This is a genomic window from Herminiimonas sp., assembly GCF_030655415.1.
This window is the reverse complement of the sequence record NZ_JAURVN010000018.1, coordinates 118,266-141,457: the sequence shown is the minus strand read 5'-3', so window position 1 is coordinate 141,457 and position 23,192 is coordinate 118,266. Positions and strand designations below refer to the sequence as shown.

Genomic DNA, 23,192 nt, shown 5'->3' with positions numbered 1-23,192 from the left:
TGATGTGTATAGTAATTCTAATGCTTTAATTTTAGAATAGGACTATTAATTAACCAATTAAATACTTAAAGTATCGAATGGATAAGCTTAAACAGATTGAAGCCTTCGTGATGGCGGTTGAGCACAATAGCTTTGCCGCCGCCGCACTGGCCTTGCAAGTAACACCTGTGATGGTGGGGCGTCGTATTGATTCTTTAGAGAAACGACTCGGCGTGCGCCTGCTGCATCGCTCTACACGTAGGCTAGCTCTGACAGAAGAAGGTTCCGTCTATCTCGAACATTGTCGCAAAATGCTGGGCGAACTGGATCAAGCGGAAAGCGCGCTCTCAGCGGGGAACAACAAAGTCACCGGCCATTTGATCATTTCCGCCCCTGCGTCTTTCGGTCGGCAACACGTCGCGCCATACGCTCAAGAATTTCTGGAGCAACATCCCGGACTCAAAATGTCATTCAACCTGACCGATCGCGTCGTCGATCTGGTGCAAGAAGGGTATGACATGGGTATTCGTATCGGTGGCAACATCGAGCCGAATTTCGTTGCCATTAAACTTGCCGCGAATAAACGTGTGGTGTGCGGTACGCGCGAATATTTCAAAAAGCACGGCAAACCAAAAACGCTGGACGACCTCGCTAATCATAATTGCCTATCCTTCAATCTTCAAGGTGGTCAGCAACGCGGCTGGTATTTCAAGTACCGCGGCAAAACCGTTTCAGTGCGTGCGCAAGGCAGTCTGGACTGCAATGACGGTGAATTGCTGCATCGCTGGATGACAGAAGGCCTAGGCATCGCATGGCGCTCTGTGTGGGAGATTCAAAGCCAGTTGGAGAGCGGCATGCTGGAAACCGTACTCGATGATTACGCGATTCCTGAATACGACATCATGGCCGTTTATCCGCAGCAAAGTAATGTGCCAGCCAAAGTACGTTTGTTTATCTCTCACTTGAAAGCCATGTACAACCAACCGGGATATTGGAGTAGATAATCGGAGAAGGTAAGTAGTCACTAGCGCCCTGCACTATTCAGCGCAATATCTGACTGATTAATTCGCACTCAATAAAAAAGCCCGCTTACGCGGGCTTTTTTTTTCAAACTACTTATCAGCTTATGCTTTGAGAGTTGCCAGGACTTCGTCCAGCATCTTCTTCGCATCGCCAAACAACATACGGTTGTTTTCTTTGTAGAAGAGTGGATTGTCGACGCCAGCGTAACCGGAAGCCATCGAACGTTTCATGACGATCGATGTTTCTGCTTTCCAAACCTCAAGCACTGGCATACCAGCGATAGGGCTGTCCGGATCTTCTTGCGCATCCGGGTTCACGATATCGTTTGCGCCGATGACCATGACGACGTCGGTATCAGGGAAGTCTTCGTTGATTTCGTCCATTTCCATCACGATGTCGTAAGGTACTTTCGCTTCGGCCAACAACACGTTCATGTGGCCAGGCATACGACCAGCAACTGGATGGATCGCGAAACGTACTTTGGTACCTTTGGCACGCAAGAACTTGGTGATTTCGTTAACCGTGTGCTGCGCTTGCGCCACTGCCATGCCGTAACCCGGCACGATGACGACGCTTTTCGCTTCACGCAACAGTTCTGCAGTTTCTTGAGCTGTGACTGGAGTGGCTTCACCAACTTGTTCTTTCACAGCGCCGCCAGCTTTCGGTGCGCCTCCGCCAAAACCGCCGGCGATCACGCTGAAGAAGTTACGGTTCATCGCCTGGCACATGATGTACGACAGAATCGCACCTGAGGAACCAACCAACGCGCCGGTCACGATCAACAAATCATTGCCGAGCATGAAGCCGGTAGCCGAAGCCGCCCAGCCGGAATAGCTATTCAGCATCGATACGACGACCGGCATATCAGCACCACCGATTGCCATCACCATGTGCACGCCGAACAGCAGCGCGATCACAGTCATGATAATCAACGGCATCATGCCGCTAGCAACGTCAGGAGCTTTTGCGAAGGCGATACCAAACCAGATCACCAGCAACAGGCCGATCAAGTTGATGACGTGACGGCCAGGCAACAACAATGGCTTGCCGCCAATTTTGCCGTTCAGTTTGCCGAATGCGATCAACGAACCAGAGAAGGTCACTGCACCGATAAAGATACCGACGTAGATTTCAACATGATGAATCGCTTTTTCAGCGCCTACCAGCTGGATCGACGGATCGATATAGCTGGCAAAACCAACCAGCGCTGCGGCCAGACCGACGAAACTGTGCATCAATGCGACCAGTTCCGGCATTTCGGTCATTTTGACCTTTTTGGCGGCGTACAGACCAATCGAACCACCGACGACCAGCGCGGCGATGATCCAGGCATAGCCTTCTGATGAAACACGTGGTCCAAAGATGGTGGCAAGGACAGCGATGCCCATACCGATCATGCCGTACAGATTACCGCGGCGTGATGTTTCTGGATGCGACAAGCCACCCAGGCTGAGGATAAAAAGAATGGTTGCTCCGATGTAGGAGACAGTGGCCAGATTTGCAGACATTGTGGTCTCCTTAATTCTTACGGAACATATCAAGCATGCGACGGGTAACAGCAAACCCACCGAACATGTTGATTGCGGTCAACGCGATAGCAGCAGCAGCGAGGCACTTGATCAGCAGCTCGGGACGCGTGATGCCATCAACCAATGGTGGCGCTACCTGTACCAGCGCACCGATCACGATGATCGACGAGATGGAGTTGGTAACGCTCATCAGAGGCGTATGCAATGCCGGTGTCACATTCCAGACCACCATGTAACCAATGAAGCAACCCAATACGAACACGGTCAAGTGACCGAGGAACGCAGTTGGCGCGCCATAGCCAATCAGACCAAACAGCAACACAGCGAATGCAAACATGGTCGCTACGCGAGTAGGCGATGACACTTTGCCGCTAGGGCCATGACCATGCGCTGGCGCTGGAGCAACCGCTGGTTTAGCAGCCTGAACAGCCACTTGTTTCAGCGGCGGAGGCGGCCAGGTGATATTGCCGTCCTTGATGACTGTCAGCCCACGAATGGCTTCGTCTTCCATATTGACGTTGATGGTGCCGTCAGCCGTCTTTTTACCTTCGGCGTCTTTGCACAGCTCTTCGGTCAGACGCAGCAGGTTGTTTGAGTACAGAGTACTCGCCTGCTTAGGCAGACGGCTTGGCAGATCGGTGTAACCGACGATGGTCACGCCGTGCTTCACCACGACCTTGCCAGGTTCGGTCAGTTCGCAATTGCCGCCCTGCTCGGCCGCCATATCGACGATCACGCTGCCTGGTTTCATGGACTGAACCATTTCGGCAGTAATCAGTTTTGGAGCCGGCTTGCCCGGGATCAGCGCGGTGGTGATGATAATGTCGCATTCCTTGGCTTGCTGGGCGTACATCTCACGCTGCGCAGCCTGGAAACCTTCGGACATGACTTTGGCATAGCCACCGCCGCCCGAACCTTCTTCGTCATAATCGACCTTCACGAATTCGCCGCCCAGCGATACCACTTGATCGGCCACTTCGGCACGGGTATCGTTGGCACGTACGATGGCGCCCAGGCTGGCAGCCGTACCGATCGCAGCCAAACCGGCTACGCCAGCACCTGCGATAAAGACCTTGGCCGGAGGAACCTTGCCTGCAGCCGTGATCTGGCCGTTGAAGAAACGACCGAAAGCATTGGCAGCCTCGATGACGGCGCGATAGCCGCTGACACCGGCGGTAGAGGTCAAAGCATCCATCTTCTGCGCGCGCGACAGTGTGCGCGGCAGTGAATCCAGCGCCAAAACGGTGACGCGCTTGGCGGCAAGCTGCTGCATCAATTCAGGATTCTGTGCCGGCCAGATGAAGCCGATCAGGGTGCTGCCTTCGCGAATCAGACCGATTTCCTCGGCACTTGGAGCGCGCACCTTGAAGACGATATCGGAACCGGACCACAAGTTGGCAGCGCCTTGCACGATCTGTGCACCGGCAGCGCGGTAAGTATCGTCGCTGAAATTGGCGTCGTCACCGGCGCCGGATTCTACGCTAACGGAAAAGCCGAGTTTGATCAGCTTTTCAACGACTTCTGGCACAGTCGCCACCCGTTTTTCCCCGGGGAATGACTCCCGCGGCACTCCTATAACTAAAGACATAATGCATCTCTCTTAGTTTGTTTAAATTCTTGGCCTACCAACGACATATAAACACGCACACGAATAACCCGGTTCAAGCGGCACTGATGGCGCGACCGGGATTTTCTAGCGATAACGTTGGGTAGTATTAATCTTTCATTCCGGCGAAATGATTGTCTTCATCGACGAAAACAATCTTCGGAACATAGGTCGCGATTTCTTCATCGCTCATAGGACCATAGGTGCAAATAATCATCAAATCGCCAAGGTGCGCACGACGTGCAGCGGCTCCGTTCAACGAGATCTCGCCACTGCCTCTTACGCCTTGAATCGCATAAGTCGAGAAGCGCTCACCATTATTAATGTTGTAAAGCTCAATTCTTTCGCCAACCTTGATGTCGGCAGCATCCAGCAAATCCGCATCGATCCCGCATGAACCTTCATAGTGCAGGTCAGCCTGAGTCACCTTTGCGCGGTGAATTTTAGCTCTGAGCATAACGCGTTGCATGTTTCTTCCATTCCGTATTCAAGCTTTTGCCTCAACGCCAAGACGTGGCGAAGGCAAATCAATTATTGATGTATTTTCCCAAAACCAGCGGTTTCCACCGGCCTAAGCAGGATGTTTGTCATTCCGTAACTGATTTTTCACAGCTGCAGAAGAGTTCGCGCCGATCCATCGGGCGATCACGCTACCCGGCTTCAGCAAGGTACACGCGCTTTTCGTCGGCTTCCGTGAGAGCAACGAACCAATAAGCATAAAGCTAAATGTCAACCTTAGCAAAGGCAAAGATGCGCAATCTTGACCTTACTCATTTTTTACAACATTTTCTGCGGAGGAAACATTGCGGGCAACTTCCTCTTGTACACGCTAGAATAGCGGGCTATTCCGAGAGCCAATATGTCCGAAATCTGGAAACCCTCTGTTACTGTTGCTGCCATCATCGAGCGTGATGGACTTTTCCTGTTGGTCGAGGAAGAAACCAGCGAAGGCGTCCGCTTTAACCAGCCGGCCGGCCATCTCGATCCTCATGAATCGCTGGAGCAGGCTGTCGTCCGCGAAACCCTGGAAGAAACCGCCCACGATTTCACCCCTACCGCGCTGGTCGGCATGTATATGTCGCGCTATGTTTCTGCGCGCACCGGCCACGACGTGACCTATTTAAGCTTCAGCTTTTGCGGCGAAGTCGGCGCCAAGCACGATCAACCGCTGGACGTTGGCATTTTGCGCGCCGTCTGGATGAGCTACGACGAATTGGTCGCTTGCAAAAACACGCACCGTAGCCCTTCTGTATTAGCCCGCGTCGACGACTATATTGCAGGAAAGCGTGCGCCACTGTCGCTGCTGCAAACAGATCCGGCGGTCTACGAGGTGCTCGGTGGCTAATGGTTCGGCAAAGAAACGTGTCGTCATCGGCATGTCAGGCGGCGTCGATTCGTCAGTCTCTGCGTGGCTATTAAAAGAACAAGGCTATGAAGTCATCGGCCTGTTCATGAAGAACTGGGAAGATGACGACGATTCCGAATACTGTTCGACCCGTCAGGATTGGATAGACGCAGTCAGCGTAGCCGACGTCGTTGGTGTCGATATCGAAGCGGTCAATTTTGCCTCTGAATATAAAGACCGCGTATTCGCCGAATTCCTGCGCGAATATCAGGCTGGCCGCACGCCGAATCCGGATGTGCTGTGCAACGCCGAAATCAAATTCAAAGCCTTCCTTGATCACGCTATGCATTTAGGCGCTGACATGATTGCGACCGGTCACTATGCGCGCGTACGCGAAGTGGCGTCGGGACCAAACGTCGGTCAAACACAATTATTGAAAGCAGTCGACGCCAGCAAGGATCAAAGCTATTTTTTGCATCGTTTGAATCAGGCGCAGCTGTCTAAAACTTTATTCCCGCTAGGCGAAATCCGCAAAACCGAAGTGCGCAAGATCGCCGAGCAACTGAAACTGCCAAACGCCACGAAGAAGGATTCAACCGGCATCTGCTTCATCGGCGAGCGACCGTTCCGTGATTTCCTGAATCGTTATTTGTCATATCAGCCCGGTCCGATGAAAACGCCAGACGGCGCCATCGTCGGCGAACACGTGGGCTTGAGCTTTTATACCTTGGGACAACGCAAAGGCATAGGCTTGGGCGGCATGAAGACGCACAAGAATACCGACGGTAATAGCGATCCCTGGTACGTCGCCCGCAAAGACGTTGCGACCAACACACTATATATAGTCCAAGGCCACGATCATCCCTGGTTACTGTCGTCCGAGTTAAGCGCAGGCCAAATGAGTTGGGTCGCCGGCACAGCTCCAGACATGGAAGAGCTGTCAGCAAAAACGCGTTACCGACAAGCCGATGTCGCCTGCACGCAGCACACTAGCAGCGACAGCTTTTCACTCAACTTTGAGATCCCGCAATGGGCAGTCACACCAGGACAATCTGCTGTTTTATACGATGGCGATGTGTGTCTTGGCGGTGGCATCATCAATGCATCTACACCGATAGCTTGAACAAAATAAAAAAGCCGGGCAGATGTTTTTCATCTGCCCGGCTTTTTTTATTTGTATCTGATGATCGCGTCAACTAGAACAAACCATTCATCGATTCACGCATTAAAAATCAGCCTGATCTTTTTGATATAAATCGACATACGGTCCCGCTGGCAATCCCCTACCTTTAGTATGAATCGCCTGCATATTCGCCTGTTGAGCGAGTGGCACATAGTTCGGCGCCGCTTTGGCGATTGCAGCCACCACAGCCTGCGCAATCAAGCCAGCAATACCGCCACCAGAATTATTATTCTGTGGCTGATACACCAGTTTTTGCGAGTTTTGCCATAAGGTTTGGCCGCTAACTGTGCTCTTCAATACGTACTTTAATTCAACTGTGACGGTTGTAGAGAAGACGACGTACTGCGCGTCCCAACGCTCAATCGTGACGTACATCACAGAATCCGAGCCAAACATTTGTCCGAGCTTTTGCGTATCGCCAACGTGCACCATATTGGCATCACCCAAGCCGTCATCTTCCATCATGCGCTTGACCAAGTGCACGGGGAAAACATAATAGCCACGTTCGGCCAGCGGCCGCGAAATCGTCGACAGAAAATAATCTGGCGCATTCACTTCAACGCTGCGATTAATCACTGGCACAACAAGAATGGAGCGCGGCACTTCAGTACGCAAAGCGGTGTAGTCGCTCTTCTTTTGCATCTGAGTAGCGCAACCACTGATGCTCAAAACAAAGAAACACACCATCCATATTTTAAAGTTTCGTGACATGTTCGATTACTCCTTGGATGCCGTGGTTTTCTTGACCGGATTCGAAGCAATGCGAATCAGGTTATTCATCAAGTAAGTTGATTCCGGCCATTTCGCTTTTTCTTTTTCAAACTGCGTTATCGCATCTTTCGATTTCCCCTCTTGCAGCAGCAAGAAACCATATTCAGCATATAGGCCAGGGGCGACAGGTTTTGCTGTGGCTTCTGAATCACTAATCACGCTCACCAGCTCAGCCTCGTAATCGCCTGATTTTGTTGAGTCTTTGTAATACGAATAAAGCGAGTTTTCGTAATTACCCCAGCTGTATTTAGCCGGCGCGGTTGTAACGCAACCGGTAAGTGCCAACAACACTCCCAAACAAAGAACGGAAGAGACGCGCATTATTTGACTCCTGTATTGATGGTGACCGTGCGTGACTCGCCATTACTGATGACTGTTTTTTCGGTATGAATGGTGGCACCTGCTTGCTTGATCACGATCTGATGAATACCCTCTTCAAGTATCAAAACATTAGGTTCGCCATTGAATTGCGCGGCAGCGCCCATCACAAGTCCATCCACGATCAAAGTGGAGTCGGCAGGCGCTCCCTTGATTACCAGCGTAGGACGCGGCGAACCGGTTTTGACTGTCGTATCAGGCAAGGCACAGGCACTTAACAACAGTGCGAAGACGATGGAAATATATTTTTTCATGATGCTCATTCCTTGTTTTCAGCAACGAAAATTGTCGTGCCTTTGGCTGCGTTTGCAGTACCCGATACCAGCTCACCAATCGCACCTTCATTGGTTTCGTTATCGCCAAACAAACTGGTCACGCGGATCTTGCCTATCAATGTCGGCGGCAAGGTAATCGCAAATCCGGTTTGATTGCTTTTAACCGTTTCACCTTGCTGCATCACCGCCAGCACATCGCCAGCTTTCAAGCCTTGGCGTGCGCCTCCCGAAATGAATATCTGTCTTCCGGTTACCTTCAAAATATCGGTGCGCCATGGCCGCTCTTCCAGCTTGGCGATCAAGGAATTTTGCACATCGGAGATAGCCGCACCGATGGCTCTGTCATTCAAGGTACCGTCATAATCTGCCTTGCTGCCGAACCCTGCGACTTCGCCGGATTCAGTAGAAGCTTCGCCGGTTCCTGTTGCTGTAAAAAACAGATAGCCAGTTCTGGCATCGACTAAACGGATTTCTACTTTTGCACGGGCCGTCTGAATTTTTGTGGAACTGAGGAAGCCGGATTTCCCGCTGGTGCTGCGGCCAAACTCGGTAACCGATCCGAGGATCAGCGTATCGACACCAATCAGATTTCCTTCTTTCAGCAACGCTTGTTCGCTCTTGATTTTTTCCAGATCCGATCGCTCAAACGTCATAAATTTATTGGAACTGATGAGCCGATTGTTCAGCATGTCTGAAGCTTGTTTGCCCAGCGGGTCCTGATTGCTATCGATCTGAAATGTTTTTCCATAGCGCGTTTCATTCGTGAAACGACCAATCGCAATTTTTCGCTTCAGCGTTTTCACCTGCGGTGCACTTACTTGTTTTTGCGCTTCGATCTGTTGCGCTCGACTAACCGGCGCTTCGACTGGTTGCGGCGGCGGTGACGTTACTGCACAAGCACCCAATATCAGCGGCGCGACGAGAAAAACCCACTTTGTATGCATATGGAACCCAGGATGTAGATGGAAGTGAAAATGAAGGACGAACTTTTTTAATTGAAATGAATGCTTGAGGCTTCTGCTATTTTTTATGCTTATCGAATGGCAGCATCCATGTTTACTAGCTGTGTTACTTGCTACATGTTTGCTGTGATACCGATCTCCCCAGATCGCTATCACGCAAGTTATTTTCTGCCTTGGCAGCTTATCCGCACAATTACTTTGCTGCAATGCCGCTTTTATGGGATAGACATTTAGCGCCAGTCATGCTGCGCAAAATTACCCAGAGGAAAAATCTCGCATGCCGTTGTACACTGCTCCACGAATACTCTGCGCGTAGACGGAGATTCTGCCTGGAGAAAAAATGCGTGATTTCCCTGTACGTTATCTGGCACTGATAGTGGCCGGATTTGTTTTCGCTTTATCTCTGATGTTGGCGATGTTGCTGAATGTCGGTTGGTGGTTGGTGATTTTGTCGGGAGCACTGACTGCGGTTGGTATTGCCGATATGACGCAGACCAAACGCTCCTTGCTGCGTAACTATCCCATCCTTGCGCATTTTCGCTATCTGCTCGAATCGGTCCGGCCTGAAATTCGCCAGTACTTTCTCGAAGAAGACACCGCACCGAATCCTTTTTCGCGCAATCAACGTTCATTGGTTTATCAACGCGCAAAGCAGGCTGTTGACAAGCGTCCGTTCGGCACGCAAATGGATGTCTATCAAAGCGATTACGAATGGATCAATCATTCGATCATGCCGGCAAAAGTTGGCTCGCACGATTTCCGCATCACGATAGGCGCGGACCGCGCGCAACCGTATTTGGCCAGCATCTTTAATATTTCGGCGATGAGTTTCGGCGCCTTGTCAGCGAATGCCATACGCGCCTTGAATCAAGGCGCGGAAAAAGGCCGCTTCATGCATGACACTGGCGAAGGCAGCATCAGCCGCTATCACCGGCCTGAGAAGGACACCGAAGCCGGCGGCGATCTGGTGTGGGAAATCGGCTCAGGCTATTTTGGTTGTCGCACTGAACACGGTAGTTTTTCTCCCGAAAAATTTGCCATCAACGCTGCGCTGCCGCAAGTCAAAATGATAGAGGTGAAGCTCTCACAAGGAGCCAAACCTGGTCACGGTGGCGTGCTGCCCGGCGCAAAAGTGTCGATAGAGATCGCCAATGCGCGCGGCGTGCCGCAAGGTATGGATTGCATTTCACCGTCATCGCATTCGGCCTTTGATTCACCGATTAGTTTGCTGCAATTTATTGAGCAGTTGCGCGAACTTTCCGGCGGCAAGCCGACCGGCTTCAAATTGGCGATAGGTCATCCTTGGGAATTTTTCAGCATCGTGAAAGCGATGCTGAAAACTGGCATCACGCCCGACTTCATCGTTATCGATGGTGGCGAAGGCGGTACCGGTGCGGCGCCCGTCGAGTTCACTGATCACGTCGGCGTGCCATTACAAGAGGCTCTCTTACTCGTACATAACACGCTGGTCGGCGCCAAGTTGCGCGACAAAGTGAAGATAGGTGCATCGGGCAAAATCGTCACCGCATTCGACATTGTGCGCACGCTTGCACTTGGTGCAGACTGGTGCAACTCGGCGCGCGGATTCATGTTTGCTTTGGGTTGCATTCAATCGCAAAGCTGCCATACAGATCGCTGCCCGACCGGGATTGCGACGCAAGATCCTATGCGACAGCACGCGTTGGTGGTTCCAGACAAAGCCGAGCGCGTTGCCAACTTCCATCAAAACACATTGAAAGCGCTGGCCGAATTGATTGCTGCCGCTGGCTTGAATCATCCGACTGAATTGAAACCACATCATCTGGTGCGCCGCGTATCAGCCAATCAAGTCAAGTTGGCGTCGGCCTTGCTGCCTTATCTGGAATCCGGCCAGTTACTAAGTGAATTTAGTCCCGAAACAGAATTGCCGGAAGTGTTCGCCACTTACTGGCCGATTGCGCAGGCAGAATCGTTTAGTCCTATTCGCTAAGCTCTCCGCATATTGCTTAATATATAGAAGCCAAGCCTGTCGAATATCGACCAGCTTGGCTTTTTGTCATTTTTTGCACTCCACGTCTCAAAAGTTAGCGAAACATAGCCTCTAGCCAACTTTTATCCTGACCGGAGTCAAATATCCACAAAATATTTATCCTCCAAGTCCAATCCAGCTCAAAAGAACTTGCAATTCCATCCCAAATCGCTAATAATCTAAACACGAATTGTTCTCATTTAGATAAAAGGTTGATCATGGCGATCTCAACACAACGTGAAGCACAGGCACATGCTCCCCTCGCGGCACGTAAGAATGAGGTAACGGAGCCAATAACGCGCATCAGCAGTCGCGATTTGTTTCGACAAATGCGAGAAGTAGAAATCGCACATGAAGGCCGCATCTATCGCCTTCGTTTGACGCAGTTGAATAAATTAATTTTGACGGCATAACAAGTAACAGAAACATCGATTCGCAAGCCAGCCACGCGCAACGTTCAACGTTACGCCAGCAAGCCAAACCAACCGACAGGAGAGTTTGATGGCAATCGAAAAAATGGATCAAGCATTACAGGAACCAAACGCAGCTCCGGCGCAACCAGAATTGCTCGTTTCAGCCGTACTGCATTTGATGTCGCATTACACCGCGAACAATCAGGAAAGCGCGTCGTGCATCAAACTGGCCTCGGTCATCGAGCGACATTTGAAAGCACTAGCCGACTTGCCAGGTTTGGCGCCGGTGTTACGAGCGACCTGCCAGCAGTTGTCTGAGCAGTGGGGTGTCGTGGTGGAACGTGCGATGCCGCAACCAGAGAAATTTAAATTGTTCACGCGTTTGGTAGCCGGGCAACGCGTTAATTGATATGAAACCGGCAGCAAAAAGAGCAGTAGGCAGCAAGAAAATTTTAAACCTAGCGTTTTGTTTTTTTTCAACTACAAAGAAAGTGGCAAGAGGTTTCGATGATTGTCTGTGTTTGCAACAACATTTCCGAGAGGAAAATTCGCCAGGCCGTTGATAACGGCGCTACATCTATGGCCGAATTGCGCAATAATCTCGAGGTAGGAACCTGCTGTGGTAAATGTCATTCCTGTGCAAAGCGCGTATTGCGTGAATGCCTGGCAGATGCACGTCCAACTCAACCTATAATGTTTCATCCAAACGCAATGGCAGCATAAGCAATTCTATGAACGCAATATCGATTCAGTCGTCAACACCGCGTCTTCCGCCTTACGTTTCACAAGCTCTTAGAAAATACGCGCCACTCATCATCATCATCGCACTACACATTGCATTCTTCTATGCCTTGCGTAGCGGTCTGGTGCATCAAGTTGCCAAGGCATTGCCGCGCGAAATTTTCGCGAACTTCATTACTGAAGAGCCAGCGCCTCAACCAAAACCGCAACCTGCTGAACCGAAAACGGTTCCGGTCGTGAAGAAGCAAGTAACACGACCAACACCGCGCCCGGTGGTAGCTGAAGCACCATCACCTCAAGCAATTACAGAAGCGCCTTCGCCTCCGCAAGAATCAAAAGAGCCTCCTGCAGTTGCAGCGCCGGCCGCGCCATCTGCGCCTTCCGTTCCTGCCACACCTAAACTGATTTCTGGCGTGTCGTACATCAATGCTCCGCGTCCGGTTTATCCGCCGCTAGACGCGCGCATGGGCAATGAGGGTACAGTGACTTTGCGCGTATTGATCAATGAAAAAGGTCGCGCTGATAAAGTAGAAGTTCAAAAATCTTCGGGCTCTTTGCGTATGGACGATGCAGCACGGGAAGCCGTGATGCGCGCACTGTTCAAGCCCTATCTGGAAGACGGGAGACCTACTCCAGCGTATGCCATCGTGCCAATTAATTTCACATTAAATAGATAAAGAAGGAATCATCATGGAAGTCAGTCCGTACGGTTTAGAAAGTTTGTGGGCGCAAGGTGACTTTGTCACTAAAGGCGTTGCCGTTTTGCTGGTCGCAATGTCGATCGCATCGTGGTACGTTATCGCGACCAAAGCACTGCAATTGATGCAGTATCGTCGCGCAGGCAATGCCGCTGGTCACGAATTCTGGGACGCAACCAGCCTCGAACAAGGCACAGCCACATTGGGCACAGGCAATCCATTCGCATCGATCGCAGAAGCTGGTGTCAACGCCATGCGTCACCACGAAGCACACAAAGGTCATCTGCACGATCAGTTGTCAGTCAGCGACTGGATCACCCTGTCCTTGCGTCAAGCAATTGATGAAACATCGGCCAAGCTGCAAACCGGCATGGCTGTGTTGGCATCGGTAGGTTCGACTGCACCATTCGTCGGTCTGTTCGGCACCGTCTGGGGCATCTATCACGCGCTGGTCGCAATCGGTACTTCAGGTCAAGCCAGTATCGACAAAGTCGCTGGTCCAGTTGGTGAAGCGCTGATCATGACTGCACTCGGTTTGGCTGTCGCGATTCCTGCAACCTTCGGCTATAACGCGTTGGTTCGCGGTAATAAATCGACGATCGCAAAAATGAATAAATTCGGTTTCGATCTGCATGCATTGTTTGTCACTGGTGCTCGCGCCAAAGATGGCAACGCTGACAATGCAACCGGTTCCAAGCTGGTTGCTGTCGGAGGTAAATAATGTCTATGGGCTCCCTGTCGGATGAAGATGACTTCAATCCGGAGATCAACACCACGCCGCTAGTCGACGTGATGCTGGTCTTGCTGATTATCTTCATCATGACCATCCCGGTAATGAATCACGCCGTCAAGCTCGACCTGCCACGTGCAGCGAATCAGCCTAACGAAGTGAAACCTGAAACCATCAATGTATCGATTGATGCCGCTGGTCAGATCTACTGGAACAATGAAGTGCTGGATGAAACCCAATTAGGTTTGCGTATTGCAGACGCTTCGAAGGTGACACCACAACCTGAATTGCACTTGCGCGCAGAACGTACAACACCGTACGAAAAAGTTGCGCAAGTGATGGCAGCTGCGCAATCGGGCGGCTTGACCAAGATGGGATTTGTTACAGAAGCACCGAAGAAATAAAGTAAATCGGCAAGTTTAAAACCTTGCTGGAAATTACAAAAAAGCGCGCTCAGCCAACAGCTGCAGCGCGCTTTTTCTTTGCCTGAAATTCCCACCTCTGCTTGCTCGCCGATCCGCGCAAACCCACGCCCAGCTTCATTTCTGCAATCGAAACACGAATGATTCCAGCTAACGAAATGAAGGTCAAATGATAGAAAATGCACTTTCCTGCGCTATCATGTGCACCTCTTGCTAGCCGAACCAGTTGACCAAGCATCGTCACCTGCCAGCCAGCCCCTTTATTCATACATCACTTTTGAGGCTCCCATGAAAGGTGACAGCAAAATCATCAAGCTGCTCAACGCGCAGCTTACCAACGAACTCAGCGCCATCAATCAATACTTTCTGCATGCACGCATGTACAAGCATTGGGGCTTTGAAAAAATCGCCAAGAAAGAATACGAAGAATCGATAGGCGAAATGAAACACGCCGACAAATTGATCGATCGCATTCTGATGCTGGACGGCCTGCCTAATCTGCAAGCACTGCACAAGCTGATGATCGGCGAGAACACGCCAGAAATGCTGAACTGCGATTTGAATCTGGAACGTGCCGCACAAAAAACCGTCAAAGAAGGCATCGCAGCCTGCGAAGAAGTTGGTGATTATGTTTCGCGCGAATTGTTCCAGTACATCCTGGACGACACCGAAGAACACATCGACTGGCTGGAAACGCAACTCGATTTGATCGAAAAAGTCGGCATCCAAAATTATCTGCAAACGCAAATGGCTGGCGAATAATTCGATATTTCAAAAGCAGCAATCGAACAGATTGCCGTTAGCTTGATTTGATCGGAAATAAAAAAGGGACGCAGATGCGTCCCTTTTCTTTTGTGTTGCGGCTAAGTGAAGCTTGATTAAAACTTCACCAGCAAAGCTAAATTACTTAGGCGCAGTTTCCTTGAACGATGGCCGTTCGGATAATTTTTCCATCAGCTTTTCCAAATTCGGATATTCAGCGCGCCAAGAGATTTCGGGGAAACGGAAAGTCAGCCACTCCAATGTACAACCGACCGCTACATCCGCCAGCGTGTACTGATTGCCGGCACAGAACGCCGTATCCTTCAAGCCAACCGACATTGCTTTCAAGCCGCCATGAACCTTCGCGGTTTGTCTATCGATCCAACCTTGGCTGCGCTGTTCCGCAGGACGCAAGGTATGCTCCAGGCGCAGCAGCATCGCGGCATCGCACACGCCATCAGCCAGCGCTTCCCAGCATTTAACTTCGGCGCGCTCACGACCGTTCGCTGGAATCAGTTTGCCGACAGGCGTCAGGGTATCAAGGTATTCAACAATGACGCGTGAATCGAACATCGCGCCGCCGTCTTCCATCACCAGGCAAGGCACTTTGCCAAGTGGATTGGATTCCTGAATCAGGGTATCGGCTGCCCAAACATTCTCCAAGGCAAAATCGTACTCAATTCTTTTTTCCAACATCACAACACGTACTTTGCGTACGTAAGGGCTGGCGAGAGAACCAATCAGTTTCATAGATGCTTTACGTCGAAAATTGGAAGGCGATTATAACATCGGCATATTGCGGAAACCGTCTGTTTGCGCACAGATTATCCGGCTCTATTTTGCACCTGCGGCGAGTGGTAAAATGTCGAATTCCGTATTTGCGCCGAATCTTCAGCAACTTGCATTTTCGGCAGCTATTTTCATTCACGTCATTGCGCTCGTCGCCCCTCATCATGCCTCTTTCTACGCTCTCCGCCCTCTCACCACTGGATGGCCGTTACGCCAGCAAAACCGATCAACTGCGCCCGATTCTGTCCGAATCCGGCTTCATGCATCATCGCGTCAAAGTAGAAATCTCATGGCTGCAAGCTTTGTCGGAAGCCGGCTTTGCGGAGATCAAACCATTTTCGGCAAGTGCAAATGCATTGCTGAATAAATTGACGACCGACTTCACTGAAGCCGACGCAGAAAAAATCAAGGCAATTGAAGCCGTCACAAATCACGACGTCAAAGCTGTCGAATACTGGCTCAAAGATCAAGTCAAAGACGTGCCGGAACTGGTTGCTGCAACCGAGTTCATCCACTTCGCATGTACGTCAGAAGATATCAACAATACTTCGCACGGCATGATGTTGAAAGCTGCACGCGACAGCGTATTGCTGCCAGCATTGCAAGCACTGGTTGCCAAACTGACGCAACTGGCGCATGACAACGCAGCGCTGCCGATGATGTCGCGTACCCACGGTCAACCAGCAAGCCCGACCACACTCGGCAAAGAAATGGCTAACGTCGTTGCACGTTTACAGCGCGCGATCATACGCATCGCTGAAGTAGAAATTCTCGGCAAGATGAATGGTGCCGTCGGCAACTTCAATGCGCATTTGTCGGCTTACCCGAACACTGACTGGCAGGCGTTTTCAAAAGAAGTAATTGAAAATCGTCTGGGCCTGACTTTCAATCCATACACTATTCAAATCGAACCGCATGACTACATGGCGGAATTGTTCGATGCGATCGCCCGCACCAACACTATCCTGCTGGATTTGAATCGCGATATCTGGGGCTACATCTCGCTCGGCTATTTCAAGCAATCCACCAAGGCTGGCGAAATCGGTTCGTCGACGATGCCACACAAGGTCAACCCGATCGACTTCGAAAACTCCGAAGGCAATCTCGGCATGGCCAACGCAGTGTTGAAACATATGGCTGAGAAATTACCAGTCTCGCGCTGGCAGCGTGACCTGACCGATTCGACCGTGTTGCGCAACATCGGTGTCGGCTTCGGTTATGCCTTGCTGGCCTATGACAGCTGCCTGCGCGGCTTGAACAAGCTGGAAGTCAATCCCGCACGTCTGGCTGCAGATCTGGATGAAACCTGGGAAGTATTGGCAGAACCGGTACAGACCGTGATGCGTCGCTACGGTATCGAAAATCCGTACGAACAATTGAAGGATCTCACCCGCGGGAAAGGCATTTCAAAAGAAGGCCTGCAGGAATTCATCGTTACCCTGGCGATTCCGCAAGAAGCCAAGGATTTGTTACTGGCGATGACGCCGGCAAATTACATTGGCTACGCAGAAAAACTCGCCAAAGAAATCTGATTTCGCATCACGTTTGGTTTTGAAGTCACGCTGAACGCAATCTGATTTCAACTTAAAGAAGTCTGATTGCACTGCTAAATAAGCTTTGCCAGCAGACTTCTTTTTATTTTGCTATATTAGTTCTAATTCGGACTATTTATCAAAATAAAACTATGCGCCGCTACACGCTCACCGCAATTGCATTGCACTGGCTGATGGCGATCCTGATCATCGCGACCTTTTTTCTCGGGCTGACGATGGTCGATATTCCCGGCCTCACTCCGACCAAACTCAAATATTTTTCCTGGCATAAATGGCTGGGCGTCACCGTCTTCGCGCTCGCCTGTATTCGCATACTTTGGCGCATGACGCATGCCGCGCCGCCTTATGTTGCGAGCATGCCGAATTGGCAGAAAAAAGCATCGCATGCCTCGCACGCTTTGATGTACGTGCTGATCTTTGCGGTGCCTCTATCCGGTTATTTCTACAGTCTGGCGGCTGGCGTGCCTGTGATGTATCTTGGGATTATCCCACTGCCTGTTTTGATCGCACCTGATCCGGAATTGAAAGCACTGCTGAAGCAAGTCCATTACGCATTCAATGTTGTATTGCTAGGCGTCTTCTGCCTGCACGTTCTCGCTGCACTCAAGCATCAATTTATAGACCGGGACCGCACGCTGCAACGCATGCTTCCGTGACCTTCACATATTCGAAAGGATTACCCATGTTATTACGTTCTACTTCTGGCGGTATGCGTCGTTGGCTCGCAGTTGCCGCCATCTGCGTCGCCGTACCAGCTATCGCTGCCACCGCTTTGAAAACTGATCCAGCAAAAAGCGCCGTCACGATCACCTTCAAACAATTGAACGTCCCTGTTGATGCCAAGTTCAAGAAATTCACTGCGGCTATTACCTATGACGCTGCAAAGCCGGAAACATCCAAAGCCAATGTCGATATCGACGTCACCAGTTTCGATCTGGGCGATGCCGATTACAACAAGGAAGTGATGAAGAAGGAATGGTTTAACGCTGCGCAATTCCCTAAGGCCAGTTTCGTTTCCAGCCAGATCAAACCAGGTGCCGCAGGCAAACTCGACGTCACCGGCAAGCTCACCATCAAAGGTAAAACGACCGATGTCAGCTTCCCTTTGACGGTGAAAAAAGATGGCGTCAATCAAGTATTTGAAGGCGTGTTGCCGATCAAACGTTTGACCTACAACATAGGCGAAGGCGAATGGAAAGACACCAGCATGGTGGCCGATGAAGTAACGATCAAGTTTCGCGTCGTAGCGGCGCAATAGCAGTACAAAATCGGAGAACCGATTGCAGTAAAAACTTGCGGCACCACTTTATAGTTTGTATCGACACTCGGCATTAATGCCGTATTAAAACCCACAGGAGTTATTCAATGAAATCAAAAATTGCACTTATCTGTTTGCTGGCTGCCAGCGCGACCTCGGCATTTGCACAAACCTACACAATCGATCCTAGCCACACCTACCCAAGCTTTGAAGCCGATCACATGGGTATCTCTTTTTGGCGCGGCAAGTTTGATAAAACCAGCGGCAATGTCGTACTGGATCGTGCAGCAAAAACCGGTTCGCTGGATATCACCATCGATGCCAGCTCTATCGATTTCGGTCATGCAAAAATGAATGAACATGCAAAAGGCAAAGACATGTTCAACGTCGAGAAATTTCCTACGGCTACCTACAAAAGCAAATCGATCAAATTCGACGGTGACAAACCGGTTTCAGTTGATGGCGAGCTGACATTGCTGGGCGTAACAAAACCTGTGACGCTGGCAATCAACAAATTCAAATGTATTCAACATCCAATGTTGAAACGTGAAGTGTGTGGCGCGGACGTATCGGCGACATTCAATCGCGCTGATTTTGGCCTGACCTACGGCATGGCTTATGGCTTCTCACCTGAAGTCAAATTGGCGATCCAGGTTGAAGCAGTTAAAGCAGACTAAGCGTATTTGATGTCCATAAAAAGCCGACGTCACAATGCGTCGGCTTTTTATTTTGTACTTTAGTTTTATTGCCTTTCTATTTATTCACTCAGGAATTTCATGACTGAACGCTATGTCCGCAGCATCCGTTTATTGGCCGAATGCTTCCATGCATTTGAACGCCAATCCGGTGCCAACATCCGTTGCAGAACGGGACTAACGCCATCGCAGTTCGACATTGTGGCGACGCTGGGCAATACACCCGGCATGACCTTCAAAGAGCTGGGCGAAAGAACCTTGATCACCAAAGGTACACTGACCGGCGTGATCGACCGCCTGCAAGAAAAAGGCTTGGTCGAACGCGTTACGCAAATCGAAGACAGACGCAGCACTTTAGTAAAACTGACCAAGCAAGGCGAAGCAGAATTCAAACGCGTATTCGCGCCGCAAATCGCATTCGGAAAACAATCCTTCGTCAATTATGATGAACAGGATTTCGATGCGCTGGACAAGGAATTGACCAAGTTGCATGCCAATCTGACTGGCTCCCAACCCAAGGCCAAGTACTGAAGCAGCAAAGAACATAGACAATAAAAAAGCCGGCAATTGCCGGCTTTTTTATTTGCATGAAGTGCTTACACTACCGCGCCATCATGCTCATCTTTTTCCTTGATCGGCTTGATCAAGTCTTCACGTCTGACGCCCAGCCACATTGCCAAAGCTGCCGCAACGAATACCGAAGAATAGATGCCGAAGCAGATACCAATCGTCAACGCGAGCGCAAAGTAATGCAGGGTCGGGCCGCCGAGGAATAACATCGACAACACCATCAATTGTGTCGAGCCGTGAGTAATCAAGGTACGAGAGATCGTGCTGGTGATCGCGTGATTCATGACAGCCGGAACTTCCAGCTTGCCGAACTTGCGATCACGGAAGGTTTCGCGCACACGATCGAAGACAATCACGGATTCATTCACTGAATAACCAAGCACGGCCAACACTGCGGCAAGCACGGTCAATGAAAATTCCCATTGGAAGAATGCGAAGAAACCGAGAATGATCACGACGTCATGCAAGTTCGCGAAAATTGCAGAGACCGCATATTTCCATTCGAAGCGAAACGCCAGATAAATCATGATGCCAAGCACCAGCATACCAAGCGCCATCAAACCATCATGTGTCAGCTCTTCACCAACTTGCGGCCCAACAAACTCCACGCGTTTCAACACGACAGTGCTGTCCTGTGCCGTCAATGCACCCATCACGCGCGAACTAACCTGTCCCGTATCGGCGTTCGGCTGTACTGGCAAACGAATCAATACATCTTGCGCAGTGCCGAAGCTTTGGACCTGGATGTCGGTATAACCGAGATCACCGATCTTGGTGCGTACACCTTCAATATCGGCCGCCTTCGGATACGCGACTTCCATCACGGTGCCGCCGGTAAATTCGATAGACAGATGCAAACCCTTGTGGAACAGGAAGAACACTGCGGCGACAAATGTCAGCACCGAAATCACGTTGAAAATCAACGCATGACGCATGAACGGAATATCTTTTTTGATGCGGAAAAACTCCATCACTACCTCTCTTGGCAACCGCTGCAACTTGTCGCGCTCATCGCGATGATCGTGTTGCGGGCGGTATGTCTAAATACGAATCTTGCTGAATACAACAGGCACATAAAAGAAACCGCAGCGTAATGAAACGCTGCTGTTCAACATCAGTCGGCCGCTTTCCAGACTTGGCCGATCGACACCGATGTCAATTTCTTCTTGCGTCCGTACCAGAGATTAACGAAGCCGCGCGATACAAATACGGCCGAGAATATCGAGGTCAGAATACCCAGGCAATGCACCACCGCAAAACCACGCACTGCACCTGAACCGAAAATCAACAGGGCCAGACCAGCAATCAGCGTCGTCACGTTGGAATCGAGAATGGTTGCCCATGCACGTTCAAAGCCTATCGAAATCGCTGTCTGCGGCGAATGCCCCGCTCGCAACTCTTCTCGAATACGTTCATTGATCAGCACGTTGGCATCGATCGCCATACCCAGCGTCAGTGCAATCGCCGCGATACCCGGCAACGTTAATGTCGCCTGCAACATCGATAGCAATGCGATCAACAGCATGACGTTGACCGACAGCGCAAACACACTGAAGAAACCAAACATGCGGTAATAGACAATCATGAAGATGGCAATCGCGATGAAACCGTACAGCGTCGCGTGGAAACCCTTGCTGATGTTCTCAGCACCGAGTTGCGGTCCGATCGTACGTTCTTCGATGATTTCCATCGGCGCTGCCAATGAACCAGCGCGCAACAGCAAGGCCAGATCGCTGGACGCTTCGGAAGAACCCATGCCGGTGATCTGGAAACGTGCACCAAGCTCATCACGAATAGTCGCAACGCTCAGCACTTCGCCCTTGTTCTTTTCAAATAAAACAATCGCCATCGATTTGCCGACGCGTGAGCGCGTTGCTTCACGCATGCGACGACCACCATCACCATTCAAATCAATGCTGACGGATGGTTGGTGATTTGAGTCGAAGCTGGCCGATGCGCTGGAGATGTATTCACCAGTGATGATCGTATCCTTGTACAAGACCACAGGCGCGTTCTTGCCAACCTTGAACAGTTCGGAACCGAATGGAATTGCAGAAGTTTCTTCAGTACCGCGTGTCACTGTTTCATCGACCAAGCGAATTTCCAGTGTCGCAGTTTTACCGATGATGTCCTTGGCGCGCGAAACGTCTTGCACACCAGGCAATTGCACCACGATACGATCTGCACCCTGACGCTGTATCAATGGCTCGGCAACACCGAGTTCATTGACGCGCTTCGACAAGGTGGTGATATTTTGCTGAACCGCATCTTCAACTGTTTGCTTCAATGCAGTCGGCTGCAAAGAACCGACCAGTTTCAAATCTTCGCCAGTGCCGCTATCGGTCAATGCCAGTTCGCGTAATTCGTCGCTCAGTGCGGTACGTGCCTTGGCGCGAGTGTCGGCATCACGGAAGGCGATTTCGATGTTGTCACCACTACGCGTAATACCGGAGTGACGTACATTCTTGTCACGCAAAATCGCGCGCGCACTCGATTGCAAGCCAACGACGCGCTTGTCCATCACCGCCTTGGTATCAACCTGCATCAAGAAGTGGACACCACCGCGCAAATCGAGACCGAGATACATAGGCGCAGCGTGCAGACTTTGCAGCCATGCCGGTGTGTTCGGCAACAGATTGAATGCAACCAGATAGGTAGGGTCAGCAGGATCGAGATTCAGATCTTTTTCCAGCAGGGCTTTGGCCTTGAACTGGATATCCGTGTTCGGGAAACGGACGCGTACGGTGCCTTGCGTGCCTATCGTTTCATACACGATGCCGTCGGATTGAAGACCTTCTTTTTTCAAGGCTTGCTCAACCTGAGCAATCAGGGAGCTTTCGACTTTGATCGTGGCTTTGGCGCTACTGATTTGCACCGCGGGCGATTCGCCAAAGAAATTCGGGATCGTGTACAGCACGCCTATCAGCAATGCGACGGCGATCGTAATGTACTTCCAGAGAGGATAGCGATTCATATTGATTCAGGGTTCGGGTGGAACGTCAGACAAAAATCAACCCCACATCCGGCTAGCGGAGGTGGGGCGTTTAACCCAGATTACAGCGACTTGATCGTGCCTTTAGGCAGCAAGGTTGTGACTGCGCTTTTTTGCAAAATCACTTCTGTACCATCTTGCACTTCGATCGAAACGTACACATCAGAAACCTTGATAACTTTGCCGAGCATGCCGCCGGATGTTACTACTTCATCACCGCGTGTCACTGCTTCGACCATCGCTTTGTGTTCTTTTTGACGTTTCATTTGTGGGCGAATCATCAAGAAGTACAGCGCGACAAACATCAAGAGAATTGGTACGAATTGCGTCAAGCTGCCCATGATGCCACCAGCGGCTGGCGCTGCTGCTGCGTATGCGTTGGAAATAAACACTGAATGCTCCAGGTTGTTGTAAGGGATAAATAACAGTCGGTTATTTTAGCACTGGAAGAATGCTTTCCAGCGCTCTATGACAATTAGCAAATCAAAGACCGAAAACCAGCGATCTTGC

General features: G+C 50.6%; 27 protein-coding genes. 16 read left to right on the top strand and 11 right to left on the bottom strand.

Annotated features, from left to right (window positions below; translation table 11 throughout):
• The first annotated feature begins 77 nt into the window (after window positions 1-77).
• Window positions 78-983, top strand: a complete 906-nt coding sequence (locus Q7T66_RS16855) for a LysR family transcriptional regulator (RefSeq protein ID WP_304934263.1) — start codon at window positions 78-80, stop codon at window positions 981-983.
• A gap of 120 nt (window positions 984-1,103) precedes the next feature.
• Here Q7T66_RS16855 and pntB read toward each other — a convergent pair whose 3' ends face one another.
• From pntB to panD, 3 genes are all read right to left on the bottom strand, one after another.
• Window positions 1,104-2,510: a Re/Si-specific NAD(P)(+) transhydrogenase subunit beta gene (gene pntB, locus Q7T66_RS16850; RefSeq protein ID WP_304934262.1), complete on the bottom strand. Its 1,407-nt coding sequence runs from the start codon at window positions 2,508-2,510 to the stop codon at window positions 1,104-1,106.
• Between the two features lie 10 nt (window positions 2,511-2,520).
• On the bottom strand, window positions 2,521-4,119 hold the full coding sequence (locus tag Q7T66_RS16845) for a Re/Si-specific NAD(P)(+) transhydrogenase subunit alpha (protein ID WP_304934261.1): 1,599 nt from the start codon (window positions 4,117-4,119) through the stop codon (window positions 2,521-2,523).
• Between the two features lie 127 nt (window positions 4,120-4,246).
• A complete protein-coding gene (gene panD / locus Q7T66_RS16840; RefSeq protein WP_304934260.1) occupies window positions 4,247-4,606 on the bottom strand; it encodes an aspartate 1-decarboxylase in 360 nt (119 codons plus the stop codon).
• A 390-nt stretch (window positions 4,607-4,996) separates the two neighbouring features.
• On the opposite strand from panD, the gene Q7T66_RS16835 reads away from it, so the two are divergent.
• The gene (locus tag Q7T66_RS16835; RefSeq protein WP_304934259.1) at window positions 4,997-5,482 is read left to right on the top strand and encodes an NUDIX hydrolase; all 486 of its coding nucleotides are present in this window, start codon (window positions 4,997-4,999) and stop codon (window positions 5,480-5,482) included.
• Window positions 5,475-6,605, top strand: a complete 1,131-nt coding sequence (gene mnmA / locus Q7T66_RS16830; protein ID WP_304934258.1) for a tRNA 2-thiouridine(34) synthase MnmA — start codon at window positions 5,475-5,477, stop codon at window positions 6,603-6,605. The genes Q7T66_RS16835 and mnmA overlap by 8 nt, the downstream gene beginning before the upstream one ends.
• Window positions 6,606-6,707: 102 nt before the next feature.
• On the opposite strand, the gene Q7T66_RS16825 is transcribed toward mnmA, so the two are convergent.
• Genes Q7T66_RS16825 through Q7T66_RS16810 form a run of 4 tightly spaced genes read right to left on the bottom strand, consistent with a single transcriptional unit; the run spans window position 6,708 to window position 9,033 of the window.
• Window positions 6,708-7,376, bottom strand: a complete 669-nt coding sequence (locus tag Q7T66_RS16825) for a GNA1162 family protein (RefSeq protein WP_304934257.1) — start codon at window positions 7,374-7,376, stop codon at window positions 6,708-6,710.
• Between the two features lie 6 nt (window positions 7,377-7,382).
• On the bottom strand, window positions 7,383-7,757 hold the full coding sequence (locus Q7T66_RS16820) for a DUF4810 domain-containing protein (RefSeq protein ID WP_304934256.1): 375 nt from the start codon (window positions 7,755-7,757) through the stop codon (window positions 7,383-7,385).
• Window positions 7,757-8,068 carry a hypothetical protein gene (locus Q7T66_RS16815; protein ID WP_304934255.1) on the bottom strand — a complete coding sequence of 104 codons (312 nt, stop codon included), beginning with the start codon at window positions 8,066-8,068 and terminating at the stop codon, window positions 7,757-7,759. The genes Q7T66_RS16820 and Q7T66_RS16815 overlap by 1 nt, the downstream gene beginning before the upstream one ends.
• Before the next feature lie 5 nt (window positions 8,069-8,073).
• Entirely contained in the window at window positions 8,074-9,033 is a 960-nt protein-coding gene (locus Q7T66_RS16810; RefSeq protein ID WP_304934254.1) for a CsgG/HfaB family protein, read from the bottom strand.
• 358 nt (window positions 9,034-9,391) lie between these two features.
• Here Q7T66_RS16810 and Q7T66_RS16805 point away from each other — a divergent pair, with 358 nt between their 5' ends.
• From Q7T66_RS16805 to bfr, 8 genes are all read left to right on the top strand, one after another.
• Complete coding sequence (locus Q7T66_RS16805) at window positions 9,392-11,020, top strand: FMN-binding glutamate synthase family protein (protein WP_304934253.1); 1,629 nt, start codon at window positions 9,392-9,394, stop codon at window positions 11,018-11,020.
• A 257-nt stretch (window positions 11,021-11,277) separates the two neighbouring features.
• On the top strand, window positions 11,278-11,472 hold the full coding sequence (gene hemP / locus Q7T66_RS16800; protein WP_304934252.1) for a hemin uptake protein HemP: 195 nt from the start codon (window positions 11,278-11,280) through the stop codon (window positions 11,470-11,472).
• A gap of 88 nt (window positions 11,473-11,560) precedes the next feature.
• Entirely contained in the window at window positions 11,561-11,881 is a 321-nt protein-coding gene (locus tag Q7T66_RS16795; RefSeq protein WP_304934251.1) for a hypothetical protein, read from the top strand.
• 98 nt (window positions 11,882-11,979) lie between these two features.
• On the top strand, window positions 11,980-12,195 hold the full coding sequence (locus Q7T66_RS16790; RefSeq protein ID WP_304934250.1) for a bacterioferritin-associated ferredoxin: 216 nt from the start codon (window positions 11,980-11,982) through the stop codon (window positions 12,193-12,195).
• Between the two features lie 8 nt (window positions 12,196-12,203).
• Window positions 12,204-12,890 (top strand): energy transducer TonB, encoded by a 687-nt coding sequence (locus Q7T66_RS16785; RefSeq protein WP_304934249.1) that lies wholly within the window; start codon window positions 12,204-12,206, stop codon window positions 12,888-12,890.
• Window positions 12,891-12,903: 13 nt separating this feature from the next.
• On the top strand, window positions 12,904-13,632 hold the full coding sequence (locus Q7T66_RS16780; RefSeq protein ID WP_304934248.1) for a MotA/TolQ/ExbB proton channel family protein: 729 nt from the start codon (window positions 12,904-12,906) through the stop codon (window positions 13,630-13,632).
• Complete coding sequence (locus Q7T66_RS16775; RefSeq protein ID WP_304934247.1) at window positions 13,632-14,045, top strand: biopolymer transporter ExbD; 414 nt, start codon at window positions 13,632-13,634, stop codon at window positions 14,043-14,045. Before Q7T66_RS16780 ends, Q7T66_RS16775 begins: the two co-directional genes overlap by 1 nt.
• Window positions 14,046-14,351: 306 nt before the next feature.
• On the top strand, window positions 14,352-14,825 hold the full coding sequence (bfr, locus tag Q7T66_RS16770; protein WP_304934246.1) for a bacterioferritin: 474 nt from the start codon (window positions 14,352-14,354) through the stop codon (window positions 14,823-14,825).
• A 141-nt stretch (window positions 14,826-14,966) separates the two neighbouring features.
• Here bfr and Q7T66_RS16765 read toward each other — a convergent pair whose 3' ends face one another.
• Complete coding sequence (locus Q7T66_RS16765) at window positions 14,967-15,575, bottom strand: glutathione S-transferase N-terminal domain-containing protein (RefSeq protein ID WP_304934245.1); 609 nt, start codon at window positions 15,573-15,575, stop codon at window positions 14,967-14,969.
• A 203-nt stretch (window positions 15,576-15,778) separates the two neighbouring features.
• Between Q7T66_RS16765 and purB the strand changes: the two genes are divergently transcribed.
• The 5 genes from purB (at window position 15,779) to Q7T66_RS16740 (ending at window position 19,651) form a co-directional block, all read left to right on the top strand.
• Window positions 15,779-17,146 (top strand): adenylosuccinate lyase, encoded by a 1,368-nt coding sequence (gene purB, locus Q7T66_RS16760; protein ID WP_304934244.1) that lies wholly within the window; start codon window positions 15,779-15,781, stop codon window positions 17,144-17,146.
• 152 nt (window positions 17,147-17,298) lie between these two features.
• Complete coding sequence (locus Q7T66_RS16755; RefSeq protein WP_304934243.1) at window positions 17,299-17,823, top strand: cytochrome b; 525 nt, start codon at window positions 17,299-17,301, stop codon at window positions 17,821-17,823.
• Window positions 17,824-17,849: 26 nt separating this feature from the next.
• On the top strand, window positions 17,850-18,425 hold the full coding sequence (locus tag Q7T66_RS16750; protein WP_304934242.1) for a YceI family protein: 576 nt from the start codon (window positions 17,850-17,852) through the stop codon (window positions 18,423-18,425).
• A gap of 107 nt (window positions 18,426-18,532) precedes the next feature.
• Window positions 18,533-19,102: a YceI family protein gene (locus tag Q7T66_RS16745; RefSeq protein ID WP_304934241.1), complete on the top strand. Its 570-nt coding sequence runs from the start codon at window positions 18,533-18,535 to the stop codon at window positions 19,100-19,102.
• A 99-nt stretch (window positions 19,103-19,201) separates the two neighbouring features.
• On the top strand, window positions 19,202-19,651 hold the full coding sequence (locus tag Q7T66_RS16740) for a MarR family winged helix-turn-helix transcriptional regulator (RefSeq protein ID WP_304934240.1): 450 nt from the start codon (window positions 19,202-19,204) through the stop codon (window positions 19,649-19,651).
• A gap of 65 nt (window positions 19,652-19,716) precedes the next feature.
• On the opposite strand, the gene secF is transcribed toward Q7T66_RS16740, so the two are convergent.
• The 3 genes from secF to yajC all read right to left on the bottom strand — a co-directional run bounded on the left by secF (window position 19,717) and on the right by yajC (window position 23,074).
• Window positions 19,717-20,661 carry a protein translocase subunit SecF gene (gene secF, locus Q7T66_RS16735; RefSeq protein WP_304934239.1) on the bottom strand — a complete coding sequence of 315 codons (945 nt, stop codon included), beginning with the start codon at window positions 20,659-20,661 and terminating at the stop codon, window positions 19,717-19,719.
• Window positions 20,662-20,804: 143 nt separating this feature from the next.
• Complete coding sequence (gene secD, locus Q7T66_RS16730) at window positions 20,805-22,664, bottom strand: protein translocase subunit SecD (protein ID WP_304934238.1); 1,860 nt, start codon at window positions 22,662-22,664, stop codon at window positions 20,805-20,807.
• A gap of 80 nt (window positions 22,665-22,744) precedes the next feature.
• Entirely contained in the window at window positions 22,745-23,074 is a 330-nt protein-coding gene (gene yajC / locus Q7T66_RS16725) for a preprotein translocase subunit YajC (protein ID WP_304934237.1), read from the bottom strand.
• Between the last annotated feature and the right edge of the window lie 118 nt (window positions 23,075-23,192).

Bases quoted from the DNA above. Each gene is read 5' to 3' on its own strand.
- Q7T66_RS16755 (WP_304934243.1), top strand. From the start codon at position 17,299: ATGCGCCGCTACACGCTCACCGCAATTGCATTGCACTGGCTGATGGCG.
- pntB (WP_304934262.1), bottom strand. From the start codon at position 2,510: ATGTCTGCAAATCTGGCCACTGTCTCCTACATCGGAGCAACCATTCTT.
- purB (WP_304934244.1), top strand. From the start codon at position 15,779: ATGCCTCTTTCTACGCTCTCCGCCCTCTCACCACTGGATGGCCGTTAC.
- Q7T66_RS16790 (WP_304934250.1), top strand. From the start codon at position 11,980: ATGATTGTCTGTGTTTGCAACAACATTTCCGAGAGGAAAATTCGCCAG.
- Q7T66_RS16825 (WP_304934257.1), bottom strand. From the start codon at position 7,376: ATGTCACGAAACTTTAAAATATGGATGGTGTGTTTCTTTGTTTTGAGC.
- Q7T66_RS16780 (WP_304934248.1), top strand. From the start codon at position 12,904: ATGGAAGTCAGTCCGTACGGTTTAGAAAGTTTGTGGGCGCAAGGTGAC.
- hemP (WP_304934252.1), top strand. From the start codon at position 11,278: ATGGCGATCTCAACACAACGTGAAGCACAGGCACATGCTCCCCTCGCG.
- Q7T66_RS16785 (WP_304934249.1), top strand. From the start codon at position 12,204: ATGAACGCAATATCGATTCAGTCGTCAACACCGCGTCTTCCGCCTTAC.
- Q7T66_RS16835 (WP_304934259.1), top strand. From the start codon at position 4,997: ATGTCCGAAATCTGGAAACCCTCTGTTACTGTTGCTGCCATCATCGAG.
- Q7T66_RS16855 (WP_304934263.1), top strand. From the start codon at position 78: ATGGATAAGCTTAAACAGATTGAAGCCTTCGTGATGGCGGTTGAGCAC.
- secD (WP_304934238.1), bottom strand. From the start codon at position 22,664: ATGAATCGCTATCCTCTCTGGAAGTACATTACGATCGCCGTCGCATTG.
- Q7T66_RS16775 (WP_304934247.1), top strand. From the start codon at position 13,632: ATGTCTATGGGCTCCCTGTCGGATGAAGATGACTTCAATCCGGAGATC.
- Q7T66_RS16765 (WP_304934245.1), bottom strand. From the start codon at position 15,575: ATGAAACTGATTGGTTCTCTCGCCAGCCCTTACGTACGCAAAGTACGT.
- Q7T66_RS16795 (WP_304934251.1), top strand. From the start codon at position 11,561: ATGGCAATCGAAAAAATGGATCAAGCATTACAGGAACCAAACGCAGCT.
- Q7T66_RS16845 (WP_304934261.1), bottom strand. From the start codon at position 4,119: ATGTCTTTAGTTATAGGAGTGCCGCGGGAGTCATTCCCCGGGGAAAAA.
- Q7T66_RS16815 (WP_304934255.1), bottom strand. From the start codon at position 8,068: ATGAAAAAATATATTTCCATCGTCTTCGCACTGTTGTTAAGTGCCTGT.
- secF (WP_304934239.1), bottom strand. From the start codon at position 20,661: ATGGAGTTTTTCCGCATCAAAAAAGATATTCCGTTCATGCGTCATGCG.
- Q7T66_RS16805 (WP_304934253.1), top strand. From the start codon at position 9,392: ATGCGTGATTTCCCTGTACGTTATCTGGCACTGATAGTGGCCGGATTT.
- Q7T66_RS16820 (WP_304934256.1), bottom strand. From the start codon at position 7,757: ATGCGCGTCTCTTCCGTTCTTTGTTTGGGAGTGTTGTTGGCACTTACC.
- Q7T66_RS16740 (WP_304934240.1), top strand. From the start codon at position 19,202: ATGACTGAACGCTATGTCCGCAGCATCCGTTTATTGGCCGAATGCTTC.
- Q7T66_RS16810 (WP_304934254.1), bottom strand. From the start codon at position 9,033: ATGCATACAAAGTGGGTTTTTCTCGTCGCGCCGCTGATATTGGGTGCT.
- bfr (WP_304934246.1), top strand. From the start codon at position 14,352: ATGAAAGGTGACAGCAAAATCATCAAGCTGCTCAACGCGCAGCTTACC.
- panD (WP_304934260.1), bottom strand. From the start codon at position 4,606: ATGCAACGCGTTATGCTCAGAGCTAAAATTCACCGCGCAAAGGTGACT.
- Q7T66_RS16750 (WP_304934242.1), top strand. From the start codon at position 17,850: ATGTTATTACGTTCTACTTCTGGCGGTATGCGTCGTTGGCTCGCAGTT.
- Q7T66_RS16745 (WP_304934241.1), top strand. From the start codon at position 18,533: ATGAAATCAAAAATTGCACTTATCTGTTTGCTGGCTGCCAGCGCGACC.